The sequence below is a fragment of the Bradyrhizobium lupini genome (assembly GCF_040939785.1).
GTDB lineage: Bacteria > Pseudomonadota > Alphaproteobacteria > Rhizobiales > Xanthobacteraceae > Bradyrhizobium > Bradyrhizobium canariense_D.
On sequence record NZ_CP162553.1, the window covers coordinates 1,815,005 to 1,835,055 of the forward strand.

16 protein-coding genes and 1 pseudogene are annotated in these 20,051 nt (G+C 64.9%); 7 read left to right on the forward strand and 10 right to left on the reverse strand.

Annotated features, from left to right (window positions below; translation table 11 throughout):
- The first annotated feature begins 59 nt into the window (after positions 1-59).
- Positions 60-326 carry a hypothetical protein gene (locus tag AB3L03_RS08895; RefSeq protein ID WP_007594892.1) on the forward strand — a complete coding sequence of 89 codons (267 nt, stop codon included), beginning with the start codon at positions 60-62 and terminating at the stop codon, positions 324-326.
- 111 nt (positions 327-437) lie between these two features.
- Here AB3L03_RS08895 and AB3L03_RS08900 read toward each other — a convergent pair whose 3' ends face one another.
- The 5 genes from AB3L03_RS08900 to AB3L03_RS08920 form a co-directional block, all read right to left on the reverse strand.
- The gene (locus AB3L03_RS08900) at positions 438-755 is read right to left on the reverse strand and encodes a cupredoxin domain-containing protein (protein WP_204513864.1); all 318 of its coding nucleotides are present in this window, start codon (positions 753-755) and stop codon (positions 438-440) included.
- 10 nt (positions 756-765) lie between these two features.
- Complete coding sequence (locus AB3L03_RS08905; protein ID WP_085352592.1) at positions 766-1,299, reverse strand: DUF4142 domain-containing protein; 534 nt, start codon at positions 1,297-1,299, stop codon at positions 766-768.
- A gap of 90 nt (positions 1,300-1,389) precedes the next feature.
- Positions 1,390-2,094, reverse strand: coding sequence for an RNA polymerase sigma factor (locus AB3L03_RS08910; protein WP_247490397.1), 705 nt, complete (start codon positions 2,092-2,094; stop codon positions 1,390-1,392).
- Positions 2,095-2,199: 105 nt separating this feature from the next.
- Positions 2,200-3,069, reverse strand: coding sequence for a sulfurtransferase (locus AB3L03_RS08915; protein ID WP_204513862.1), 870 nt, complete (start codon positions 3,067-3,069; stop codon positions 2,200-2,202).
- Positions 3,070-4,407 (reverse strand): dihydroorotase, encoded by a 1,338-nt coding sequence (locus AB3L03_RS08920; RefSeq protein WP_018458826.1) that lies wholly within the window; start codon positions 4,405-4,407, stop codon positions 3,070-3,072.
- A gap of 101 nt (positions 4,408-4,508) precedes the next feature.
- On the opposite strand from AB3L03_RS08920, the gene AB3L03_RS08925 reads away from it, so the two are divergent.
- The 6 genes and pseudogenes from AB3L03_RS08925 to AB3L03_RS08950 all read left to right on the forward strand — a co-directional run bounded on the left by AB3L03_RS08925 (position 4,509) and on the right by AB3L03_RS08950 (position 11,121).
- Positions 4,509-5,390 (forward strand): folate-binding protein YgfZ, encoded by an 882-nt coding sequence (locus tag AB3L03_RS08925; RefSeq protein ID WP_368508443.1) that lies wholly within the window; start codon positions 4,509-4,511, stop codon positions 5,388-5,390.
- The gene (locus AB3L03_RS08930) at positions 5,387-6,013 is read left to right on the forward strand and encodes a DNA-3-methyladenine glycosylase I (protein WP_085361347.1); all 627 of its coding nucleotides are present in this window, start codon (positions 5,387-5,389) and stop codon (positions 6,011-6,013) included. The genes AB3L03_RS08925 and AB3L03_RS08930 overlap by 4 nt, the downstream gene beginning before the upstream one ends.
- Complete coding sequence (locus AB3L03_RS08935; protein ID WP_085352596.1) at positions 6,010-6,624, forward strand: YfbR-like 5'-deoxynucleotidase; 615 nt, start codon at positions 6,010-6,012, stop codon at positions 6,622-6,624. Before AB3L03_RS08930 ends, AB3L03_RS08935 begins: the two co-directional genes overlap by 4 nt.
- 144 nt (positions 6,625-6,768) lie before the next feature.
- The gene (locus tag AB3L03_RS08940) at positions 6,769-7,275 is read left to right on the forward strand and encodes a tyrosine phosphatase family protein (RefSeq protein WP_007607206.1); all 507 of its coding nucleotides are present in this window, start codon (positions 6,769-6,771) and stop codon (positions 7,273-7,275) included.
- A 118-nt stretch (positions 7,276-7,393) separates the two neighbouring features.
- Positions 7,394-8,362, forward strand: coding sequence for an NAD regulator (locus AB3L03_RS08945; RefSeq protein ID WP_085352597.1), 969 nt, complete (start codon positions 7,394-7,396; stop codon positions 8,360-8,362).
- A gap of 49 nt (positions 8,363-8,411) precedes the next feature.
- Positions 8,412-11,121, forward strand: a pseudogene (locus tag AB3L03_RS08950) (DUF2339 domain-containing protein).
- A 3-nt stretch (positions 11,122-11,124) separates the two neighbouring features.
- On the opposite strand, the gene AB3L03_RS08955 reads toward AB3L03_RS08950, so the two are convergent.
- The 5 genes from AB3L03_RS08955 to AB3L03_RS08975 all read right to left on the reverse strand — a co-directional run bounded on the left by AB3L03_RS08955 (position 11,125) and on the right by AB3L03_RS08975 (position 19,949).
- The gene (locus AB3L03_RS08955) at positions 11,125-12,813 is read right to left on the reverse strand and encodes a methyl-accepting chemotaxis protein (RefSeq protein WP_085384908.1); all 1,689 of its coding nucleotides are present in this window, start codon (positions 12,811-12,813) and stop codon (positions 11,125-11,127) included.
- Between the two features lie 281 nt (positions 12,814-13,094).
- Positions 13,095-15,065, reverse strand: coding sequence for a methyl-accepting chemotaxis protein (locus AB3L03_RS08960; RefSeq protein WP_204513859.1), 1,971 nt, complete (start codon positions 15,063-15,065; stop codon positions 13,095-13,097).
- Between the two features lie 206 nt (positions 15,066-15,271).
- A complete protein-coding gene (locus AB3L03_RS08965; RefSeq protein ID WP_231188785.1) occupies positions 15,272-17,428 on the reverse strand; it encodes a methyl-accepting chemotaxis protein in 2,157 nt (718 codons plus the stop codon).
- A 328-nt stretch (positions 17,429-17,756) separates the two neighbouring features.
- The gene (locus tag AB3L03_RS08970; protein ID WP_368508444.1) at positions 17,757-19,490 is read right to left on the reverse strand and encodes a methyl-accepting chemotaxis protein; all 1,734 of its coding nucleotides are present in this window, start codon (positions 19,488-19,490) and stop codon (positions 17,757-17,759) included.
- A 207-nt stretch (positions 19,491-19,697) separates the two neighbouring features.
- Positions 19,698-19,949 (reverse strand): hypothetical protein, encoded by a 252-nt coding sequence (locus tag AB3L03_RS08975; RefSeq protein WP_007594936.1) that lies wholly within the window; start codon positions 19,947-19,949, stop codon positions 19,698-19,700.
- Between the last annotated feature and the right edge of the window lie 102 nt (positions 19,950-20,051).

Below are 20,051 nucleotides of genomic sequence, written 5' to 3' on the forward strand. Positions count from 1 at the left end.
GTGCTACACCTCTCGCACAGCGCATCGCCGTGGATTGCGCCCCAGCCCCGACGAGTTTCATGAGCCATCCAGTGTCCTACGCTCCCGCACGCGCGCCGCTGCCCGATCACGAGCAGAAGCAGGCCGCACTGAGTTATCTCAACGAGGCCTGGGCCGAAGCGCGCCATGATGGCGTCGACGGCGACTGCCTGGCGCAGGCGAGCCTGTTTGCGGCCCTTGCCGAGCTCGTCGGCACCTATGGCGAGGACGCGGTGGCGAAGTTCGTCGAAGGCTTTCCCGGCCGCATCCGCAACGGCGAATTCTCGGTCGACATTTCCAGACAGTAAGTCTTTCTCCAGGCAGTAAGTCTTTCTCCAGGCAGTAAGCCTTGCCGAAAATGACCCCGCCACGTAGGCGGGGCCAGCTTCCGCTACGGTCGGGAATACGCTCCCAGCCCGTTACGGCTCGATCTTGAGCGTCGCTTTCATGTTGGGATGAAAGCGACAGTAATAATCGATCGTGCCCGCCTTCTTCAGAACCAACGTCCCTGATTTTTTCGCCGGCAGGTTGACGTCGAAATCGCCGTTCCTGGCTGTCGCGGTGTGGACGAAGACGTCCTTGTTGATCCATTCAATGGTGTCGCCGACCTTGGCCGAAGCGTCTTTCGGCGACACTTCGAGATTCTCCATCGTGATCTCTACGGTCGCAGCGTGCGCCGGGACGGCCACCGCCACGAGCAGGACCGCTGTCGCGATCGCGGACAATCGTCCCAGCATCATCGCCTCCCTATTTCAGCTCCGCCGCGACGTGCTCGGCGTGCTGCTGATGGCCCTGGAAGATTTTCAGGCCGGTCTGCAGCAGGCTCTTCAGTTCAGCATTGCTGGCGGACGGAATGAGCTGGGTTTCCAGCGCGCCGTTGACCGTCTTGTGGTAGGCGACCTCGTTCGCGACATAGGCCTTGTCGAAGGCCGCACCGCTCAGCTTGTCCAGTTCGGCGAGCTTCTCGCTCGCCTGCTTTGACAGCGCTTTGCTGGTGTCGTTGTCTTCAGGCGTGACGTTCAGCTTCTTGACCAGCGCGAGCGCCTGCTTGTTGACGGCCTCGTGGTCGCGCAGCATGTCCTCGGCAAACGCCTTCACGTCCTTATTCTTGGCTTTCTTCTGCGCCTGCTTGGCTGCGTTGATGTCGATCACGCCCGCGGTGTAGGCGATATGGGCGATCTGCGGATCGGTCAGCTTGTCGGCTGCTCTGGCGCCTTGCAGCAGCGCGGGGCTCGACAACAAAATTGCAGCGGCGATCGCCGTGGTCCAACGAACGAACATGGTTTGACACTCCTGTGGTGCCGGACGTTTTGCCGGCGCGTTGCTTCACAGGCGTTGGATGGAATTCTCGCGCAAACGTTCCCGAAAAATTCAGCCGCCGATGCCAAGCCGCTTCAGCACTGACACGGTCAGCCGCTCGCAGCGCCACCCGGCGAACGGGAACGCATCCATCACCACCGGACCGATCTCCTTTTCGACGTTGTCGCGCAGCATGGTCCGCGCACGGTGCAGCCGCGTCTTCACGGTCTCGGGCTTGACGCCGAGCAGCTCGGCGGTCTCCTCGATGTTCATCCCTTCCATGACGCGGGCGACGAAGACCATGCGGAAGACATCCGGTAATTCATCGATGGCGCGCTCGACGACGCGCTGGATTTCACGTTGGGCCATGGTCCTTTCCGGATCGCCTGGGGGAGAAGCGGGAAATTTGATGATCTGCGCCTCGAGCGTCGCTTCGGGCACCGAGCCGAGCTCGACCTGCGGCCTGGCGCTTCGCGCCCGGCCAAGTGCCTCGTTGATGGCGATGCGCGACAGCCACGTCGACAGTCCGGACTCGCCGCGGAATCCGTCGAGATGGGTGAAAGCGCGGACATAGGTTTCCTGAACGACATCCTCGGCTTCGCTGTCGCTGCGCAGAATTCCGCGCGCCAGACGATAGAGCCTGCGGTTGTTGGCCTGCATGATCTCGCGCAGCGCGGCCTCGTCACGGCCCCGCGCCCGCTCGACCAGTTCGGCTTCCAATGTCCTGATTTCTGAAGTCTTGGCGCCGGCGGACAGGCCGGCTGCGATCCGTGGCATGGCGGTCACCTGCTCGTTTGGCTTCGTTCCGGACATTGGATGCCGCCCCAAGGGAAAGGTTCCCAACTTTCTGTCCCTCCCCTGGGGGAGGGGCCAAGGAATGTCCTAATCCGTCTCGATCGGCAGCGCCGGATCCTTCGCCCACTCCCCCATCGAGGCATCGTACAGCGTCAGCTTGTCGTAGCCGAGTTGCGTCAGCAGCAGCAGGTCGATCGTCGCCGAGATGCCGCCGCCGCAATACAGGATCACATTCTTGTCGCGGGTGACGCCTGCCGCGTCGAATTTGGCCTCGGCATCGGCGAGCGTCGTCAGCGTCTTGTCCGCATTGACGAGCGCTGCCGCTGATACGTTGACGCTGCCGGGAACGCGGCCGGGCCGCCCGTAGCGGCTCGGCTCGAGGCCGCGATGAAACTGGGGACCGAGCGCGTTGACGATAACAGTCGCGGGATCTCCGAGCCGTGCCTTGACCGCATTCTTGTCGACGAAGAGGCCTGCGCGCGGTGTGGCCTTGAAGGTCGTGGCCGGATAGCCCTTCGGGGCGCCTGTTAAGACCGGCCGTCCCTCGTCCTTCCATTTGTCGAGGCCACCGTCGAGCACCCGCGCCTCAACGCCGAGCGAGCGCAGCATCCACCAGAACCGCGTCGACCACATCATGGTGCCGATGCTGTAGAGCACGACGGATTTGGATGCATCGAGGCCGTGGCCGCCGAAGGCGGCCTCCAGCTGGGCCACATCAGGCATCATGAAGAATTGCTGCGCAGAGGCGTCGGAGAACTCGCCTTGCAGGTCGAGAAAATCGGCCCCCGGAATATGGCCGGCCTCGAACGTCTTATCGCCCGGCACGGCGCGATAGGGCACATCGCTGCCTGGCGGCACCGGCTCGTTGTAGGTCGTGCAGTCGTAGAGGCGCAGGTTGGGATCGCCGAGCTGGGCTGCAAGTTGCTCGGTGGTGATGAGGGGTGTCGGTTCGGTCATTCACTCCTCCCTCAGCGTCTCCAGAAACCGCACCGGCTCACCTTGCGCGGCCGTCACGAGCTCGCCCTGCCACATCACGCGGCGGCCGCGGATGAAGGTGCCTACGGGCCAGCCGGTGACGCGCAACCCGTCATAGGGGGTCCAGCCGGCCTTGGACGCGACCCATTTGTTGGTGATGGTCTCGCTGCGCTTGAGATCGACGACGGTGAAGTCGGCGTCATAGCCGGCGGCGATCCGCCCCTTGCAGGCCATGTTGTAGAGGCGCGCGGGGCCGGCGCTGGTGAGATCGACGAAACGCGCCAGCGACAGCCGACCCGCATTGACGTGGTCGAGCATGAGCGGCACCAGCGTCTGCACGCCGGTCATGCCGGAGGGCGAGGCCGGATAGGTCTTCTGTTTCTCTTCCAGCGTATGCGGGGCGTGGTCCGAGCCGAGCACGTCGATGATGCCCTGCTCGATGCCGCGCCAGATCCCGGCGCGGTGATCGGCGCCGCGCACCGGCGGGTTCATCTGGGCCAGCGTGCCGAGCCGCTCGTAGCATTCGGGCGCAACCAGCGTGAGATGATGCGGCGTCGCCTCGCAGGAGGCGACGTCCTTGTGGTCGCGCAAAAATTCGATCTCTTCCTTGGTCGAGATATGCAGCACGTGGATGCGCTTGCCGGTCTCGTGTGCGAGCTTCACCAGCCGCTGCGTCGCCATCAGCGCGGCGGTCTCGTCGCGCCACACCGGGTGCGAGCGCGTGTCGCCCTCGATACGCAGCGATTTGCGGTCGTTGAGGCGGTATTCGTCCTCGGCGTGGAACGCCGCGCGGCGCCGGATCACCTGGAAGATGCGGCGCAGGCTTTCGTCATCCTCCACCAAGAGCGCGCCGGTCGAGGAGCCGATGAACACCTTGACGCCGGCGCAGCCGGGCGCACGCTCCAGCACCGGCAGGTCCTGCACATTCTCGCGGGTGCCGCCGATGAAGAAGGCGAAGTCGCAATGCATGCGGTGATGGGCGCGCTTCACCTTGTCGGTGAAGGTGGCCTCCGTCACGGTCAACGGCGCGGTGTTTGGCATCTCGAACACGGCGGTGACGCCGCCCATTACGGCGCTGCGCGAGCCGGTCTCGAGGTCTTCCTTCTGCTCCAGCCCGGGCTCGCGGAAATGCACCTGCGTATCCATCACGCCGGGCAGGATGTGCAGGCCCTTGCAGTCGATCACTTCCGCGGCGGAAGCCTGCGACAGCGCGCCGATCTCGGCAATGCGACCGTTGACGACGCCGACATCGCGGGTCCCCTCGCCGTCCTGGTTGACGACAGTGCCGCCCTTGAGGATCACGTCGAAACGCTGGGTCATGGCTGAAGGCCTCTCTCGTCCCCAAGCGCAGGGCTTGAGGTCTTGTCGTTTTTGCCTTGCGGGCTTACGTTCCGGAGCAACATGTCGCAAGAGATTTTCGTATGAAATCAGCGTTTCTTCCGGACCGGGGCGTGATCAAGGTCGCGGGCGAGGATGCGCGCAACTTCCTCAATGGCCTCGTCACGACCGATGTCGACAAGCTGAAGCCGGGCCTGGGCCGATTCGGCGCGTTGCTGACGCCGCAGGGCAAGATCATCGTGGACTTCCTGATCACGGAAGCGCCTGCCGGCCATGGCGGCGGGTTCCTGATCGATTGCCCGAAGCCGCTTGCCGACGGCCTCGCCACCAAGCTGAAATTCTACAAGCTGCGCGCCAAGGTCACGGTGGAAAACCTGTCCGACGATCTCGGCGTGCTCGCGGCCTGGGACGGCAAGCCCGCGGCCCAGCCCGACCTCGCCTTCGCCGATCCGCGCAATGGGGACCTCGGCTACCGCATCCTCATCCTCGAAGATCTCAAACAGAAGCTGTCCGATCTGATCGGCGCCGAGCTCGTCGACGCCGCCGCATACGAGGCCCACCGCATCGCGCTCGGCGTGCCGCGCGGCGGGCTCGATTTCACGTACAGCGATGCGTTCCCGCACGAGACCAACATGGACCGCCTTTCCGGCGTCGATTTCGACAAGGGCTGCTATGTCGGCCAGGAGGTCGTCTCGCGCATGCAGCATCGCGGCACCGCGCGCACCCGCAGCGTCAAGGTGCTGCTCGAGGATTTCTCGCCTGAGCCCGGCGTCAGCGTCATGGCCGGCGACAAGCCGGTCGGCACGATGGGCTCGTCGGCGAAAGGACAGGGTATCGCGCTGGTGCGCATCGACCGCGTCGCCGATGCGCTCGATGCGGGACAGGCGCTGACTGCCGGTGGGCTCGCTGTGAGGCTTGCGGAACCAGACGTCGTGCGCATTCCAACGAAGCAACCCATCGCATGAGCCGTGCCCCTCGCCTGCATCCCGACGGAAAGACGCGTTGCCCCTGGCCCGGCGAAGATCCGCTTTACGTCGCCTATCACGATACTGAATGGGGCGTGCCGGAATATGACGACCGCGCGCTCTATGAGAAGCTGATCCTCGACGGTTTCCAGGCCGGCTTGTCCTGGATCACGATCCTGCGCAAGCGCGACAATTTTCGCAAAGCCTTCGACGATTTCCAGCCGGAAAAGATCGCACGCTACAACGAGAAGAAGGTTCACGCGCTGATGAACGATGCCGGCATCGTGCGCAACAAGGCCAAGATCGACGGCGCGATATCAAGCGCGAAATCCTATCTCGCCATCATGGAGAAGGGCCCCGGCTTCTCGAAATTCCTGTGGGACTTCATGGACGGAAGGCCCAAGGTCAATCATTTCAAGACCACCGCGAGCGTGCCTGCCTCGACGCCGCTCTCCATGCAGATCTCCAAGGAGCTGGCCTCGCGCGGCTTCAAATTCGTCGGCCCGACCATCGTCTATGCCTTCATGGAGGCGACCGGCATGGTCAACGATCATCTCGTCGACTGCCATTGTCACGCGAGCTGCGGCAAGTCGCAGCGCAAGCCGCGCCTCAAAGCCAAATGAGCGCGAAGAAGACGGACCGCGGCGCCGACACCCGCGCCTGGCAACGCATGCTGTCGGGCCGGCGGCTCGATTTGCTCGATCCCTCCCCGCTCGATATCGAGATCGCCGACGTCGCGCATGGGCTGGCGCGTGTTGCCCGCTGGAACGGCCAGACCATCGGCGCACACATCTTCTCTGTCGCGCAGCATACGCTGCTGGTCGAAACCGTGATGCGGCACGAGAATCCCCGCGTGGATCAGCGCATGCGGCTTGCCGCGCTGCTGCATGACGCGCCCGAATATGTGATCGGCGACATGATCTCGCCGTTCAAGGCCGTGCTCGACGGTCATTACAAGGCGGTCGAGAAACGTCTGCTCGGCGCGATTCACATCCGCTTTGGCCTGCCGCCGGTACTGCCGGACGAGATCACGCTGGCGATCAAGGCCGCCGATCGCGGCGCGGCCTATCTGGAGGCAACGACGCTTGCCGGCTTCAGCGAGAGCGAGGCCAAGCGCCTGTTCGGCAAGGATCCCGGCCTGTCCGACAGCGTCCGGCGCGACTATCTCACCCCCTGGACGGCTGCCCGGGCCGAGAAGCAGTTTCTGGAGCGGTTTGGCGCCGTGTTTGCGTGATCGTTGTCGTGGGTTAGAGTCCTGCAGGGCGGGCAAAGGGGCCCTTGCCGCCCACTGTTTTGCGCAATGAGACGAAAGTGGTGGGTACGCTTCGCTTTGCCCACCCCGCCAACGCTCGCTATAATCTGCGGAAAAAGGTCCGCCATGATCCACGTCTGCTCCCTCGCCGCCCTTCCCGAAACCGTCCGCCTCACCAAGGCCAGCCACGTGCTGACCGTGATGGCCAATGTCGAACAGGTGGCGCGGCCGGTGTCGGTGCTGCCGGCCAACCATCTCAAGGTGTCGATGGACGACATCACCGAGGAGATGGACGGCTTCGTCGCGCCGTCGGAAACGCATATCGAGCAGGTGCTGAACTTCGTGCGCGGCTGGGACCGCGACGCGCCGCTGGTGGTGCATTGCTATGCCGGCATCAGCCGCTCCACCGCGAGCGCCTTTGCCGCCGTGTGCGCACTCAATCCGAATCGCGACGAGACCGAGATCGCGAAGAAGATCCGGGCGGCGTCCCCGATCGCCTCACCGAACCGCCGCATCGTCGGCCTTGCCGACCGTGCGCTGGGGCGCAACGGCCGCATGCTGCGCGCACTCGACGAGATGGGCCCGGGCGCGATGATGGTCGAGGGCCGCCCCTTCGTGATCGAGCTCGAATGACAGTTGCGCACCACAGCACAGGTGTGCCCCCTCGCCCGCTTGCGAGCAGAGCAATCGCATGCGAGCCTTTACGCAGACGCCTCCACATCGTCATGGCCGCACCGGCGATCGCCATCGCATGAGCGAAAAGCTGCTGACGCCGATCGAGATCGGCCTGACCGCCGCGATCGTCGCGATCGAGGATCACGAACCGCTGATCCTCACCGCGCGCGACAGTGACGGCCTGGCCGGCCTGCCGTTCGGCCCGTTCGATGCGCCGAGCCATCGCACTTTCGAGATCGGGCTGCGGGCGTGGGTCGAGGAACAGACGGGCCTGCGGCTCGGCTATGTCGAGCAGCTCTACACGTTCGGCGATCGCGGCCGGCATGCCGAGGCTGGCGACACCGGCGCGCACATGGTGTCGATCGGCTATCTCGCACTGACGCGCGCCTTCGGCGGCGAACTGGCAGCCACGAGTGCGAGCTTCGCGCCGTGGTATCGCTTCCTGCCTTGGGAGGACTGGCGCGAGGGGCCGCCCGCGATCATCGCGGACGACATCATCCCGGCATTGACCGGCTGGGCCGAAGAGGAGACGCCGGAGACGACGCGCGCATTGCCGCGCAAGGATCGGGTGCGGTTCTATTTCGGTCTCGACGGCGCGTCCTGGGACGAGGAGCGCGTGCTCGACCGCTACGAGCTCCTGTACGAGGCAGGGCTGGTCGAGGAAGCGCGGCGCGACGGTCGCCCTGCGGCATTAGCGCGCAAGGCGCTGTCCGCGCTCGGCACATCCATGCGCTTCGACCACCGCCGGATTCTTGCGACAGCGGTCGCGCGACTGCGTGCAAAACTGAAGTATCGTCCTGTGGTCTTTGAACTTTTGCCCGCCGAATTCACACTTACCGAATTGCAGTATACGGTGGAGGCGATCTCCGGCCGACACCTGCACAAACAAAATTTCCGCCGCCTGGTCGAAATGGAAGCCCTGGTCGAACCGACCGGGGTGATGTCGACACAGACGGGCGGACGTCCGGCGGCGCTCTACCGCTTCCGTCGCGACGTGCTTCAGGAGCGACCCGCGCCGGGCTTGCGCGTACGCTCCCGGCGCTAACCCGAGATATGCGTGATCGGCCCCTGCCCGCCGGTTGCCTGGAGGCTTTATGTCTGACGGCCCGTTTGACGTCTTCGCGCTGATCATTGCGATCATCGCCTTCATCATCGCGATCAAGGCTTCCAGCCAGGCGGCTGAACTGCGACGACGGCTAAGCTCGCTCGAAGAGATGTTCCGCGCGCAACGGCCCGTGCAGCCGCCGCTGATCCCCGCAGATGTGTGGGCTGACGCGCCCCCCACAACTTCCGCAGCGCCACCGCCGCTTGTGCCCCAAGCCGAAGCCAGAGCCGAGGCGCCGCCCCCGCTCGTCACCGAAGATATTTCACCGCCTCCGCTCGAAGCGAGCACCGAGGCCGACGCGACGCCGCCGCTGCCCGCACCCGCGCCCGGGTTCGAGGAACGGCTCGGCACGCGCTGGGTAGTCTGGATCGGCGGCCTGGCGCTCGCGCTCGGCGGCTTCTTCATGGTGCGCTATTCGATCGAGGCTGGCCTCCTTGGCCCCGGCGTGCGCGTGTTCCTTGGCGGCGTGTTCGCGCTGGCGCTGCTGGGCGCCGGCGAATGGTCACGGCGCAAGGAGAGCATCTCCAACATCGCCGCGCTGCCGATCGCCAACATTCCCGCTATCCTCACCGCAGCCGGTACGGCGGTGGCATTTGCGACCATCTACGCGGCGTACGCGCTCTATGGCTTCCTCGTGCCCGCGACCGCCTTCGTGCTGCTCGGCCTCGTCGCGCTCGGCACGCTGGCTGCCGCGCTCCTGCACGGGCCCGCGCTCGCCGGCCTCGGCGTGGTCGGCGCCTTCGTGACGCCGATCCTCGTCTCCAGCGGCAAGCCGGACTATTGGGCCCTCTACATCTATCTCGCCGTCGTCACCGCCGCGAGCTTCGGCCTTGCCCGTATCCGGCTGTGGCGTTGGCTTGCGGTCACGACAATCGCCTTCGCCGTGCTCTGGATCTTTCCGGGGCTCGATACCAGCGACCTGCAGGTCGCGCCGCACGCTTTCCATGTGATCGCAGGATTCTGTTCTTGCCGCTCTTCTCGTGGTCTGCGGCTTCATGTTCGGCCCGACGATCGAGGACGGTGAGATCGAGCCGGTCTCGTCGGGCTCACTCGGTGCCTATCTGTTCGGCGCGATGCTGATCGTGCTGTCGAGCGCCCATGCGGACCTGGCGCTGATGGCCTTCACGCTGCTGGTCGGCGCGACGCTGCTTGTCGCCTGGCGCGCGCCGGCGGCCACCGGCGCGCTCGGCGCAGCCGCCGCGACCGTCTTCGTCGTGTTCGCCGAATGGGCGGTGCGCGCCAATCCTGACATGCTCGTGCTGCCGGGCGGTCCCATGGCCGACATCGCACCGACGGCGATCGATAGCGCGGTGACGCTGCATCTGGTGATGGCGGCGATCTTCGCCGCCGGCTTCGGCATCGCGGGCTTCCTCGCGCAGGGACGTTCGAACTCGGCGATCATTCCGGTGGTGTGGTCGGTCGCGGGGGTCGCGACGCCGATCGCGATCCTGGTCGCGCTCTACGCACGCATCGCGCATCTCGATCGCTCGATCCCGTTCGCCATCCTCGCGGTGCTGCTCGCCGCCGCCTTCGGCGCGGCCACCGAAGCGCTTGCACGCCGCGAGACCCGGCCGGGCGCCATGATCTCCACGGCCTTGTTTGCGACCGGCACGCTCGGTGCACTGGCGCTGGCGCTGACGTTTGCGCTGGAGAAGGGCTGGCTCACGATCGCACTGGCGCTGATGTCGCTCGGCACCGCCTGGATCTCGATGCAGCGGCCGATCCCGTTCCTGCGCTGGCTCGCCGCGATCTTCGCCGGCCTCGTCACCGCTCGGATCGGCTATGATCCGCGCATCGTCGGCGACGCCGTCGGAACCACGCCGATCTTCAACTGGCTGTTGTGGGGTTACGGCCTGCCGGCGGCATCGTTCTGGGCGGCGAGCCTGTTCCTGCGCCGCCGCGCCGACGACGCCCCGCTGCGCATGCTCGAGAGCGCCGCGATCCTGTTCACCGCGCTGCTCGCCTTCATGGAGATCCGCCATTTTGCGACCGGCGGCAACATGACGTCAGCACCCTCTCTGCTCGAATTCGCCCTCCAGGTCTGCATCACGCTCGCCCTGGCGATCGGGCTGGAGCGCCTGCGACTGCGCAGCCGCAGCGTCGTGCACAATGTCGGCGCGGTCGTGCTCACGGTGATCGGCGGGCTCGTCGGCGTGTTCGGCCTCCTGCTCCTGGAGAACCCGCTGCTATGGCGCACCGACGTCGGTGGCGCCGTGTTCAACCTGCTGCTGCTCGGCTACGCGCTGCCGGCGGTGCTGATGCTGCTCTTGTCCTATGCCGTGGCCGGCGAACGCGGCAAGGCCTACGCCAACACGATTGCAGGCGGCGCGCTGCTGTTCGCGCTGACCTATGTCACGCTGGAGATCCGCCGCTTCTATCACGGCCCGATCCTCTCCTCCGGGGCGACGACGGGCGCCGAGCAATATACCTATTCGATCGGCTGGCTCGGCTTCGGCGTGGTGCTGCTCGGCGTCGGCATTCTCGTCAATTCGGAGCGGGCGCGGCTGGCATCGGCCGTCGTGATCGCGTTGACGATCCTGAAAGCATTCGTCATCGACATGTCGACGCTGACGGGCGTCTACCGCGCGCTATCGTTCATGTGCCTCGGCATCGTGCTGGTCGCGATCGGCTGGCTCTACCAGCGTATCCTGTTCCGGCGGCAGATCGCACCGCCGCCGGCTCCGCAGACGAGCACGTGAGCGTCAGGCCGCGCGAACCGATTCCAGGAACTGCGCGACCTCGACCTTGAGACGGGTGCTGTCGGTCGCCAGCGATTTCGCCGCCGACAATACCTCGGTCGAAGCCTCGCCGGTCTCGATCGCACCGCGCTGCACGTTGGTGATGTTCGACGAGACCTCCTGCGTGCCGACCGAGGCCTGCTGCACGTTACGCGAGATTTCCTGCGTGGCCGCGCCCTGCTCCTCGACGGCGGCGGCAATGGCCGCAGCCACCTCGGAGAGCCGCTCGATGGTGCCGCCGATCTCCTGGATGGCACTGACCGATTCCTGCGTCGCCGCCTGGATACCCGAGACCTGCGCCCCGATCTCACCGGTCGCTTTCGCGGTCTGCTCGGCCAGCGCCTTGACCTCGGAGGCGACGACCGCGAATCCGCGGCCCGCATCGCCGGCACGCGCGGCCTCGATGGTCGCGTTCAGCGCCAGCAGATTGGTCTGGCCCGCGATGGTGTTGATGAGCTCGACGACGTCGCCGATGCGGGACGCCGCGTGCGACAGCGCATTGACACGGTCGTTGGTCCGCGCCGCTTGCTCGACGGCCTCCGCCGCCATCCGCGCCGAATCCTGCACGCGGCGGCTGATCTCGGTGATGGAGGACGACAGCTCCTCCGAAGCGGATGCCACCGCCTGGACGTTGGTCGAGGCTTCCTCGGAGGCGGCTGCGACGACGGTCGCGAGTTCCTGTCCGCGCTGCGCGGTGTTGGTCAGCGTCGAGGCGGAGGCCTCGAGCTCGGTCGAGGCCGAGGAGACGGTCCCGACCACCTCGCCGATCATGGCTTCGAACTTGCGGGTGATGGCATCGACGCGGCGACCGCGTTCGATCTTGACTTCGGCGTCGCGCGCAGCGGCCTCGTCGGCGGCCTTCTTGGCGATCAGCGCCTCCTTGAAGATCTGCAGCGCATCTGCCATCGAACCGATTTCGGTCTTCTCGCCGCGATGCGGAACGTCGGCCGAGAGGTCGCCCTCGCCGAGCGACTGCATCGGGCGGATGATTGAGGCAATGCCGCGAGAAACGTCGCGCACGAGATAATAGGCGGCGCCGATCGCGATTACGACCGAGAGCACGATGATGCCGACCAGCACGCGGAAGATCATGGCGTAGCTGTCGGCGGCCTGCTTCGTCTCAAGCTCGGCACCGCGGTTGTTGAGCTCGATGCCCTTTTGGAGCAGGGGATCGGCGGCCTGGGCCATCTTCGCAACCTTGGTCTGCAGCAGCTCGTTGGCGTCGACCGGGAAACGGCCAACGCCCTTGCGCGACAGTGCCATCACGTCCTGCACGCCGTTCAGATACTCGGCCCACGCCGTGCTCCATTGCCCATAGAGCGAGCGCTCCTCGGCGGAAGTGATCAGCGGCTCGTAGACCTTGCGGGTCTGGTCGATGCGCGCGCGCAGCGAGGCCAAGCGCTTCTCGGCGGCGTCCTTGCCCTCAACGCTGTCCTGCATCAGATGCAGACGGAGCGCGACGCGCAGCTCGTTGATGTCGGCGCGAAGCGAGCCGAGCGCGCGCACGCTGGGCAGCCAACTCTCCGCGATCTCGACCGTATGGGAATTGATGTTCTGCATGGTGCCGATCGCCGTCACGCCAACGCCGGCGAGCGAAAGGACCAGGACCGACAACACGGCCAGAAGCTTGAAGACGATCGACAATTTCGACATCACGACAAATCCCGATGTTACCTGGCAACGCGCAAATTGTCCGCGCCGCAAACCGCCACGAAGATGGCGAGACGGAGGTCAGTTCAACAATGCTGGCTGGTTCTTGTCCCGTAAGATTGCACACATAGTCGCAAGCAGGCGTTAACAGGGCCCTACGTAAAATTACGGGACAGCGCTGACGGTCGTTATTTCTCCCGCAACCAACTGTGCAGCTGCACAGCCAACTGATGCTGCGACGCGACCTGTCCACTTGCGACGCAATGTGCGGAAGGCGACGGCTGTCACGCCGCCCGTACCGAATCCAGGAAGCGCGCGACCTCGCTCTTCAGCCGGTGGCTCTCCTGCGACAGCGATTGCGCAGCCGAATGCACCTGCGCCGAGGCCGCCCCGGTTTCGCCTGCGCCACGCTGGACATCGCCGATGTTCGCCGAGACTTCGGAGGTGCCATTCGCGGCGTGCTGGATGTTGCGGGAGATCTCTTGCGTGGCGGCACCCTGTTCCTCGACCGCGGCGGCGATGGTTGACGAGATCTCCGACATCCGCGCGATGGTGTCGCCGATCTCCTTGATCGCACCGGCGGAGTCTTCCGTCGCGGTCTGGATCGCGCCGATGTGCTGGCCGATCTCGCCCGTGGCCTTCGCAGTCTGCTCGGCGAGCGCCTTCACTTCGGAAGCGACCACGGCAAAGCCGCGGCCGGCCTCGCCGGCACGCGCCGCCTCGATCGTCGCGTTGAGCGCCAGCAGGTTGGTCTGGGCGGCGATGGTGTTGATCAGTTCGACCACGTCGCCGATGCGGGCGGCGGCCTTCGACAGTTCGGCGACGCGTGCATTGGTGCGCTGGGCCTGCCCGACCGCCACGTCGGCGACACGGGCCGATTCCTGCACCTGACGGCTGATCTCGGAGATCGAGGAGGTCATTTCCTCGCTCGCTGCAGACACCGACTGCACGTTCGCGGAGGCCTCTTCGGAGGCGGCCGCCACGACCGTGGCAAGCCCGTTGCCGCGCTCGGCAGCCTGCGTCAGCGTATTTGACGAGGCCTCCAGCTCGGTTGCCGCCGACGAAACAGTATCGATGATCTCGCCGACCGCGCCTTCGAAAGTATCGGCGAGCCGGTGCATGTCGGCCTTGCGCTGCTGGCGCCCGCGCGCCTCAGCTTCGACCTGCTCGGTGCGCAGCCGCTCGGCCTCCGCCATATTGGTCCTGAACACCTCGACGGCACCGGCCATCTCGCCGATCTCGTCTTTGCGCCCGATGCCCGGAACGGATATCGAAAGCTCGCCGCGCGCAAGCCGCGTCATCGCGCCGACCATGCCGGCAAGCGCCTTCGAGATCGAACGTCCCAGAAGGAAGCCCACCGCGGCGAGCACGACGACGGCAATGGCGAAGGCGACCATCATCCACATGCGCACGGCATCGCGGGTCGCAGCTTCCGCAACGTCGGCCTTCCTGTAGAGGTCTTCGACTGTGTTGCGCACCTCGATCATGCTCGATTCCAACCCACGGAACGTTTTCATCATGCTGGCGTCGAGGGCCGCAGTTTGCTGCGCCGTCTCCACCCACGCCGTGAACTCGGATTGATATTTCTGCAGCTTGGCTGTGATGTCGTTCATCACTGCCGTAGGGATTGCGACGACCTCTATCGCCTTGGAGAATTCGACCGCGGCCTTCTTCATCTCGGCGATGTATTTTGGGTCGCGCCGCAGCATGAAGTCCTTCTCGTGCCGGCGCATCATCAGCATCCAGCTCGTGGACCTGGGATCGTCGATCTCCTTGAGCTTGGCCTCAATGTCGTGCACGGCGGCGCGGAGCGAGCCGGAGAGGCCCAGAGTCTCGTTTAGGCCGAGCCGGGTCTCCGCGGCCACCAATGCGCCGAAGTCCGACGCGTATCGCTTGAAGCCGTCCTGGGCCTGCTTCATCCGGTCGGACAGCGCGCCCAAGCCGCCGGCCGACATCAGCCGCTCCACCTCGTCGAAGTCGCGATTGATCGGCCCGATCAATTCGGCATGTGCCTTGGCGTAGCTCTCGTTGCGGCGCTGCTGAAAGTTCTTCTCGTTGCGGCGGGCCTCCAGCATCTCGATCGAGAGCTGTTTGTCGAGGTCAGCGATCGCACGAGCGCGGTTAGCAATCTCGCGGGAGGCGTCCTGGGAGAGACTGCCGATCTCGTAGATCGCGCCGAAGGCGACGAGACCCAACAATCCGAACAGTCCGATCGTCATGACCTTATGGGTGAGACGAATGGAAGGGCCACTCATGGAATGTGCTCCAATACGATTGATACGCAATACGAGGAGGGCGACTCGGCACCCGGAATATTACGGAGATCATGACTGCATCGGTTTTCCGGAAGGTTAACCGTGCGGCTCATCGCGCCGCGACATCCAACTGCGAACGCATGCGAACCACCGCGCGTCTTCGCGCGTCGGTTGTAGTCGATCGATGATTGGTGACGGCGACCGCGTCATGCTGCGCGCACGGTATCGAGGAAGTTGCCGACCTCGAGCTTGAGGCGGTTGCTGTCGCCAGAGAGCGACTGGGCCGCCGCCAGCACCTGCGACGACGCCGAGCCGGTCTCGTTCGCGCCGCGCTGCACATCGGTGATGTTGGCCGAGACCTGATGGGTGCCTTCCGCCGCCTGCTGCACGTTGCGGGAGATTTCCTGTGTCGCCGCGCCCTGCTCTTCCACGGCAGCCGCGATGGTAGAGGAAATCTCCGAGAGCTTCTCGATAGTGCCGCTGATGTCCTTGATTGCGCCGACCGAATGCTCGGTCGCGGTCTGGATGCTGGCGATCTGCTGCCCGATCTCGCCAGTGGCCTTCGCGGTCTGTTCGGCGAGTGCCTTGACCTCGGAGGCCACAACCGCAAAGCCGCGACCGGCTTCGCCGGCGCGCGCGGCCTCGATGGTCGCGTTGAGCGCCAGGAGATTGGTCTGACCCGCGATGGTGTTGATCAGCTCGACCACGTCGCCGATCCGCGTCGCCGCCCTGGACAATTCGCTGACGCGCTCAGTGGTGACACGCGCCTGGCCGACAGCTTCGTTGGCCACGCGGGCCGATTCCTGCACCTGCCTGCTGATCTCGGTGATAGAAGACGACAGCTCCTCGGTGGCCGACGCCACCGCTTGCACGTTGGTGGACGCCTCCTCGGAGGCCGCAGCAACCATGGTCGTGAGCTGCTGCCCACGCTCCGCGGTCGATGTGAGGGTCGACGCCGAGGCTTCGAGCTCGGTCGCTGCCGAGGAGACGGTGTCGACGATCTCCCCGATCGCGGCTTCGAAGCCGTCGGCCAGCTTCCGCATCTCCGCCTTGCGCTGCTCGGCTGCCCGGCTCTCGGCCGCAGCGTGATCGCCCCGCATGCGTTCGACTTCGAGCCCGTTTTGCTTGAAGACTTCAACGGTCCGCGCCATCTCGCCGACCTCGTCACCTCGGCAGGTGCCAGGCACGACCGTCGTGAAGTCGCCATTGGCGAGCCCACCCATCGCAACCGAAATGGCTGAAAGCGGCTTGAGGATCCGGCCAAAGGTGATCCAGAAACTGAGGCCAGCGAGCATCACCGAGGCGCAGAGCAACACGACCGTGAAAACAACATTACGAGTGCTGACCTCTGCCTGCATCGTGGCTTCGCGGTCAGCGGCCGCGCCAATGGCTTCACCGAGCTTCAGCACTGCATTGATGCCGGCGGTGGCCCGCGTGAAGTACTCGGGTCCCGTGATTCTGTAGTCCCCGCCTTCGCCACCGGCGAGCACAGTCACCCGCGTTTCACCGTAGGCACCAAAATAGGATTTCTCGACCTCCGTCATCGCCTCGCCGATCTGCAGGGCGAGGTCCGAACGCAGCCGCACCGGCAATACCGTGTCCCATGCGAGTTCGACCTTGGCCCGCAGCGCCGAAAGGCGCTCATAGCCCTCCATCCCGAGCTTCGCGCGCGCACCGACGACCCCAGCCAGCAGGGCCCGCTCCCTTCCGGCATTCTCGGCCATCTGAGCTGTCAGATGTCGCAAGCCGATGAGCTGGGCCAGCCTTGCCACGGGCGGGCTGGTGAGTGTTTCGAGCGTCAGCCGCAAGCGGTTGCTCGCGACGTCGATCACCTCCGTAATCGTTGGCGCGAAGCCATCTACGAGGTCAGGCTCGCGTTCAACGCGCGAGCGCGACATTCCCGCGTCGGCTTTCTCACGCAGGAGACGCAGCGCCTCGAATTTCGTCGCTGCGTCCGCAATCTGTCTTTGCCCCGCGGTCATTTCGGGAATCGCGCTGATATCGAGGACGGCTTGGCGAAAGGCCTCGTCCGCCGTCGCGCGCGCCTTTGCGATTTCCGCACGGCGCTCGGCACTGACGACATCAGGAGACTTCAGCACGGCGTTGGTCAGCCCGCGTTCAATCGCCCAATGTCCTGCGCTGCGCAGCAGCAGTTGGGCAACTGCATTGACCTTCAGGAATGCCTCGGACTCTCGCCTCTTGAGGACGGCCTCATAGGCGATGAATCCGGCCGAGGCCAACCCAAGCAAGACCAGGGCAGAGATGATGATCGGCAAGATCGTGCCGATCCGAACATGTCCGAGCCGACTCCACGCGCTGGCGGACTGAGTTCGGACCTGCTGATGATGAGCAGGGCTCAACATGGTACGTTTCCCCCAAAGGAAACACGCAGCCAAGTCCTTGCCGGCTGCATGGACGTTGATCGCCCTTGCCGGAGAATCTATTCCTTGGGGTTACTCATTCTGGTTAACGGGAGGGCTCGGAGAAATACTGAGATTTCAACCCAAACAGTTGAAATGGAAGAGATAATCTCGCCAGAAAGTTGTAAATTTCAGCTTGAGGTCGCCGCTGTTTGCTTTTGCAGCCGACGTTCGCCGAAGTCATGCGCGAGACGTTCGCGGCGAAGATCAGGATGCAAAAACGCCCGCCTGAGGAGGCAGGGCGTCTTCCGAACTGTCTGGAACGAGGTTCTTAGGCGGCGCGCACGGTGTCGAGGAACTTGCCGACCTCGAGCTTGAGGCGGTTGCTGTCGCCGGACAATGACCGCGCGGCTGCCAGCACCTGCGACGATGCCGAGCCGGTTTCGCCTGCACCGCGCTGCACGTCGGTGATGTTGGACGAGACCTGATGGGTGCCTTCGGCCGCCTGCTGCACGTTGCGCGAGATCTCCTGCGTCGCCGCGCCCTGCTCCTCGACGGCCGCCGCGATCGTGGACGATATCTCGGACAGCTTTTCAATGGTGTTGCTGATGGCGCTGATGGCGGCGACGGAGTCCTGCGTCGCGGCCTGAATGCCGGAAATCTGCTGGCCGATCTCGCCGGTCGCCTTCGCGGTCTGCTCGGCAAGCGCCTTCACTTCGGAAGCCACCACCGCAAAACCGCGACCGGCCTCGCCGGCGCGTGCCGCCTCGATGGTGGCATTAAGCGCCAGCAGGTTGGTCTGGCCGGCGATGGTGTTGATCAGCTCGACCACGTCGCCAATGCGAGCCGCCGCCTTGGACAATTCTCCGACACGGTCGGTCGTGGTTCGGGCTTGGGTAACCGCCTCGCTCGCGACCCGCGCCGATTCCTGCACTTGGCGGCTAATCTCCGTAATTGAAGACGACAGCTCTTCCGTGGCCGACGCCACCGATTGCACGTTGGTCGACGCCTCCTCGGAGGCCGCAGCCACAACTATCGTCAGTTCCTGTGCCCGCTCCGCCGTCGAGGTCAACGTCGAGGCCGAAGCCTCGAGCTCCGTCGCGGCCGACGACACCGTATCGACGATCTCGCCGACGGCGCCTTCGAAACTATCAGCAAGCTTGCGCATATCGGCCTTGCGCTGCTCGGCCGCCACCTGGTCCTGCCGCATCTTGGCTTCCGCTTCCTGGCGCGCCTTCTGCTCCGACACGACCTTGAATTTCTCGACGGCCGCGGCGACACCGCCGACCTCGTCCTTGCGGCCGAGACCCGGCAGGACAACAGAGAAGTCACCACCAGCGAGCTTGTCCATGGCAACCGTGAGCGCGCGGATCGGCCGCGCGATGGTCAGGAAGGACATCAGCCACGAACCGATGAGGACGAGCACGGCGCACGCACCGACCACCATGCCGAGACGCTCGCTCACGGCCATCTCCTGGCTCGCGGCAGCGATTTCTTCATCGCTCTTGTGCTTGGCGAAATCGGCAATCTCGCTGGTCAAATTGTCCAGCTGTGTGGCAAGCGGCAGCGTCACCTCGCGGATCTGGCGCGCGCCTTCCTCGGAAATCTTGGCGGCGAGGACGGGGTCCGTGGCCGCAACCGCAATGGCCTCGCTGCGAACAGAGGCGTTCTGCTGCGCGCCCTTCAGGTAATCGGCCGACGTAGACTTGAGCTTCTCCATCCGCGCGCGGTTTTCCGGGACGTGCGACAACCTGAGCATGGAATCGACAACGCCGTTCAGTGCTTTCGACCGCTCCAGCAGAAGCTCGCTCGCCTTTTGCAAGTCACCCTGATTGTTGGCGAGACGCATGTCCCGTACGGCGAGTTGCAAGCCGCGTATCCCAAGCTTGGCTTCGGTAGCCTCGCGCACCAATTCCTGCTGCGCAAGCGCGGCCTGGTTGGAATGCCGCACGTTGTTGTTGCCGATGACCTGGCTCGCGATCATGGCGCCGACGAGAACAACGCCGAACGCCGAAGCGAGCGCGAGCTTGGTACCGATTTGCAGATTCTGGATGAGTCTCGACATGAGGGCGTTTCCCGGGTTGCGCGGCCAAGTCATTGTCGGTCGCCCTCGGCGTTGATCGCCCTTGCCTAAAAACTGAGCTTCAGGTGTGGTGATCTGGTTAACGATCGCCCCCGGACAAATACCGGACTTACCGGAAAATCCCTTGAAAAACAGCACGGTCCGCGCGCTTAACAGGTTAACCACACGCGGCGGTAGGATGCCCGATTTCTAGCCCGTGCGACCAAGGGCCTTTTGGCTCTCGCCAATCAAGCTGATCCGGAACACCGGCTCCTTGTTCTCGTCGAGCAGCTCCATGCGCCATTCGGCGTCCTGTTTCAGGCCGCGCGAGATGCCGCCGAGCAAATTGGCACAGACTTCGGTCATCTCGGTCCAGGCCGCGGCGCGGTCCTCGAACTCATATGGCTGGTCGGCAGCACCGGAATAGCGGCCCGTGCTGATACGGAAGAAGTACAGCGACATCGTTGAACCCTTTTATCGGGCCGCGCCCCCGGCCGTACGCAAACTGGGCGCGAACAGCTACCAACGCATGAAAGCCGCCGTCCGTATGACTACGGCGCGGCG

Bases quoted from the DNA above. Each gene is read 5' to 3' on its own strand.
- AB3L03_RS08900 (WP_204513864.1), bottom strand. From the start codon at position 755: ATGCTGGGACGATTGTCCGCGATCGCGACAGCGGTCCTGCTCGTGGCG.
- AB3L03_RS08925 (WP_368508443.1), top strand. From the start codon at position 4,509: ATGAAATCAGCGTTTCTTCCGGACCGGGGCGTGATCAAGGTCGCGGGC.
- AB3L03_RS08910 (WP_247490397.1), bottom strand. From the start codon at position 2,094: ATGCCACGGATCGCAGCCGGCCTGTCCGCCGGCGCCAAGACTTCAGAA.
- AB3L03_RS08895 (WP_007594892.1), top strand. From the start codon at position 60: ATGAGCCATCCAGTGTCCTACGCTCCCGCACGCGCGCCGCTGCCCGAT.
- AB3L03_RS08945 (WP_085352597.1), top strand. From the start codon at position 7,394: ATGAGCGAAAAGCTGCTGACGCCGATCGAGATCGGCCTGACCGCCGCG.
- AB3L03_RS08960 (WP_204513859.1), bottom strand. From the start codon at position 15,065: ATGAGTGGCCCTTCCATTCGTCTCACCCATAAGGTCATGACGATCGGA.
- AB3L03_RS08935 (WP_085352596.1), top strand. From the start codon at position 6,010: ATGAGCGCGAAGAAGACGGACCGCGGCGCCGACACCCGCGCCTGGCAA.
- AB3L03_RS08930 (WP_085361347.1), top strand. From the start codon at position 5,387: ATGAGCCGTGCCCCTCGCCTGCATCCCGACGGAAAGACGCGTTGCCCC.
- AB3L03_RS08955 (WP_085384908.1), bottom strand. From the start codon at position 12,813: ATGTCGAAATTGTCGATCGTCTTCAAGCTTCTGGCCGTGTTGTCGGTC.
- AB3L03_RS08970 (WP_368508444.1), bottom strand. From the start codon at position 19,490: ATGTCGAGACTCATCCAGAATCTGCAAATCGGTACCAAGCTCGCGCTC.
- AB3L03_RS08920 (WP_018458826.1), bottom strand. From the start codon at position 4,407: ATGACCCAGCGTTTCGACGTGATCCTCAAGGGCGGCACTGTCGTCAAC.
- AB3L03_RS08915 (WP_204513862.1), bottom strand. From the start codon at position 3,069: ATGACCGAACCGACACCCCTCATCACCACCGAGCAACTTGCAGCCCAG.
- AB3L03_RS08905 (WP_085352592.1), bottom strand. From the start codon at position 1,299: ATGTTCGTTCGTTGGACCACGGCGATCGCCGCTGCAATTTTGTTGTCG.
- AB3L03_RS08940 (WP_007607206.1), top strand. From the start codon at position 6,769: ATGATCCACGTCTGCTCCCTCGCCGCCCTTCCCGAAACCGTCCGCCTC.
- AB3L03_RS08975 (WP_007594936.1), bottom strand. From the start codon at position 19,949: ATGTCGCTGTACTTCTTCCGTATCAGCACGGGCCGCTATTCCGGTGCT.
- AB3L03_RS08965 (WP_231188785.1), bottom strand. From the start codon at position 17,428: ATGTTGAGCCCTGCTCATCATCAGCAGGTCCGAACTCAGTCCGCCAGC.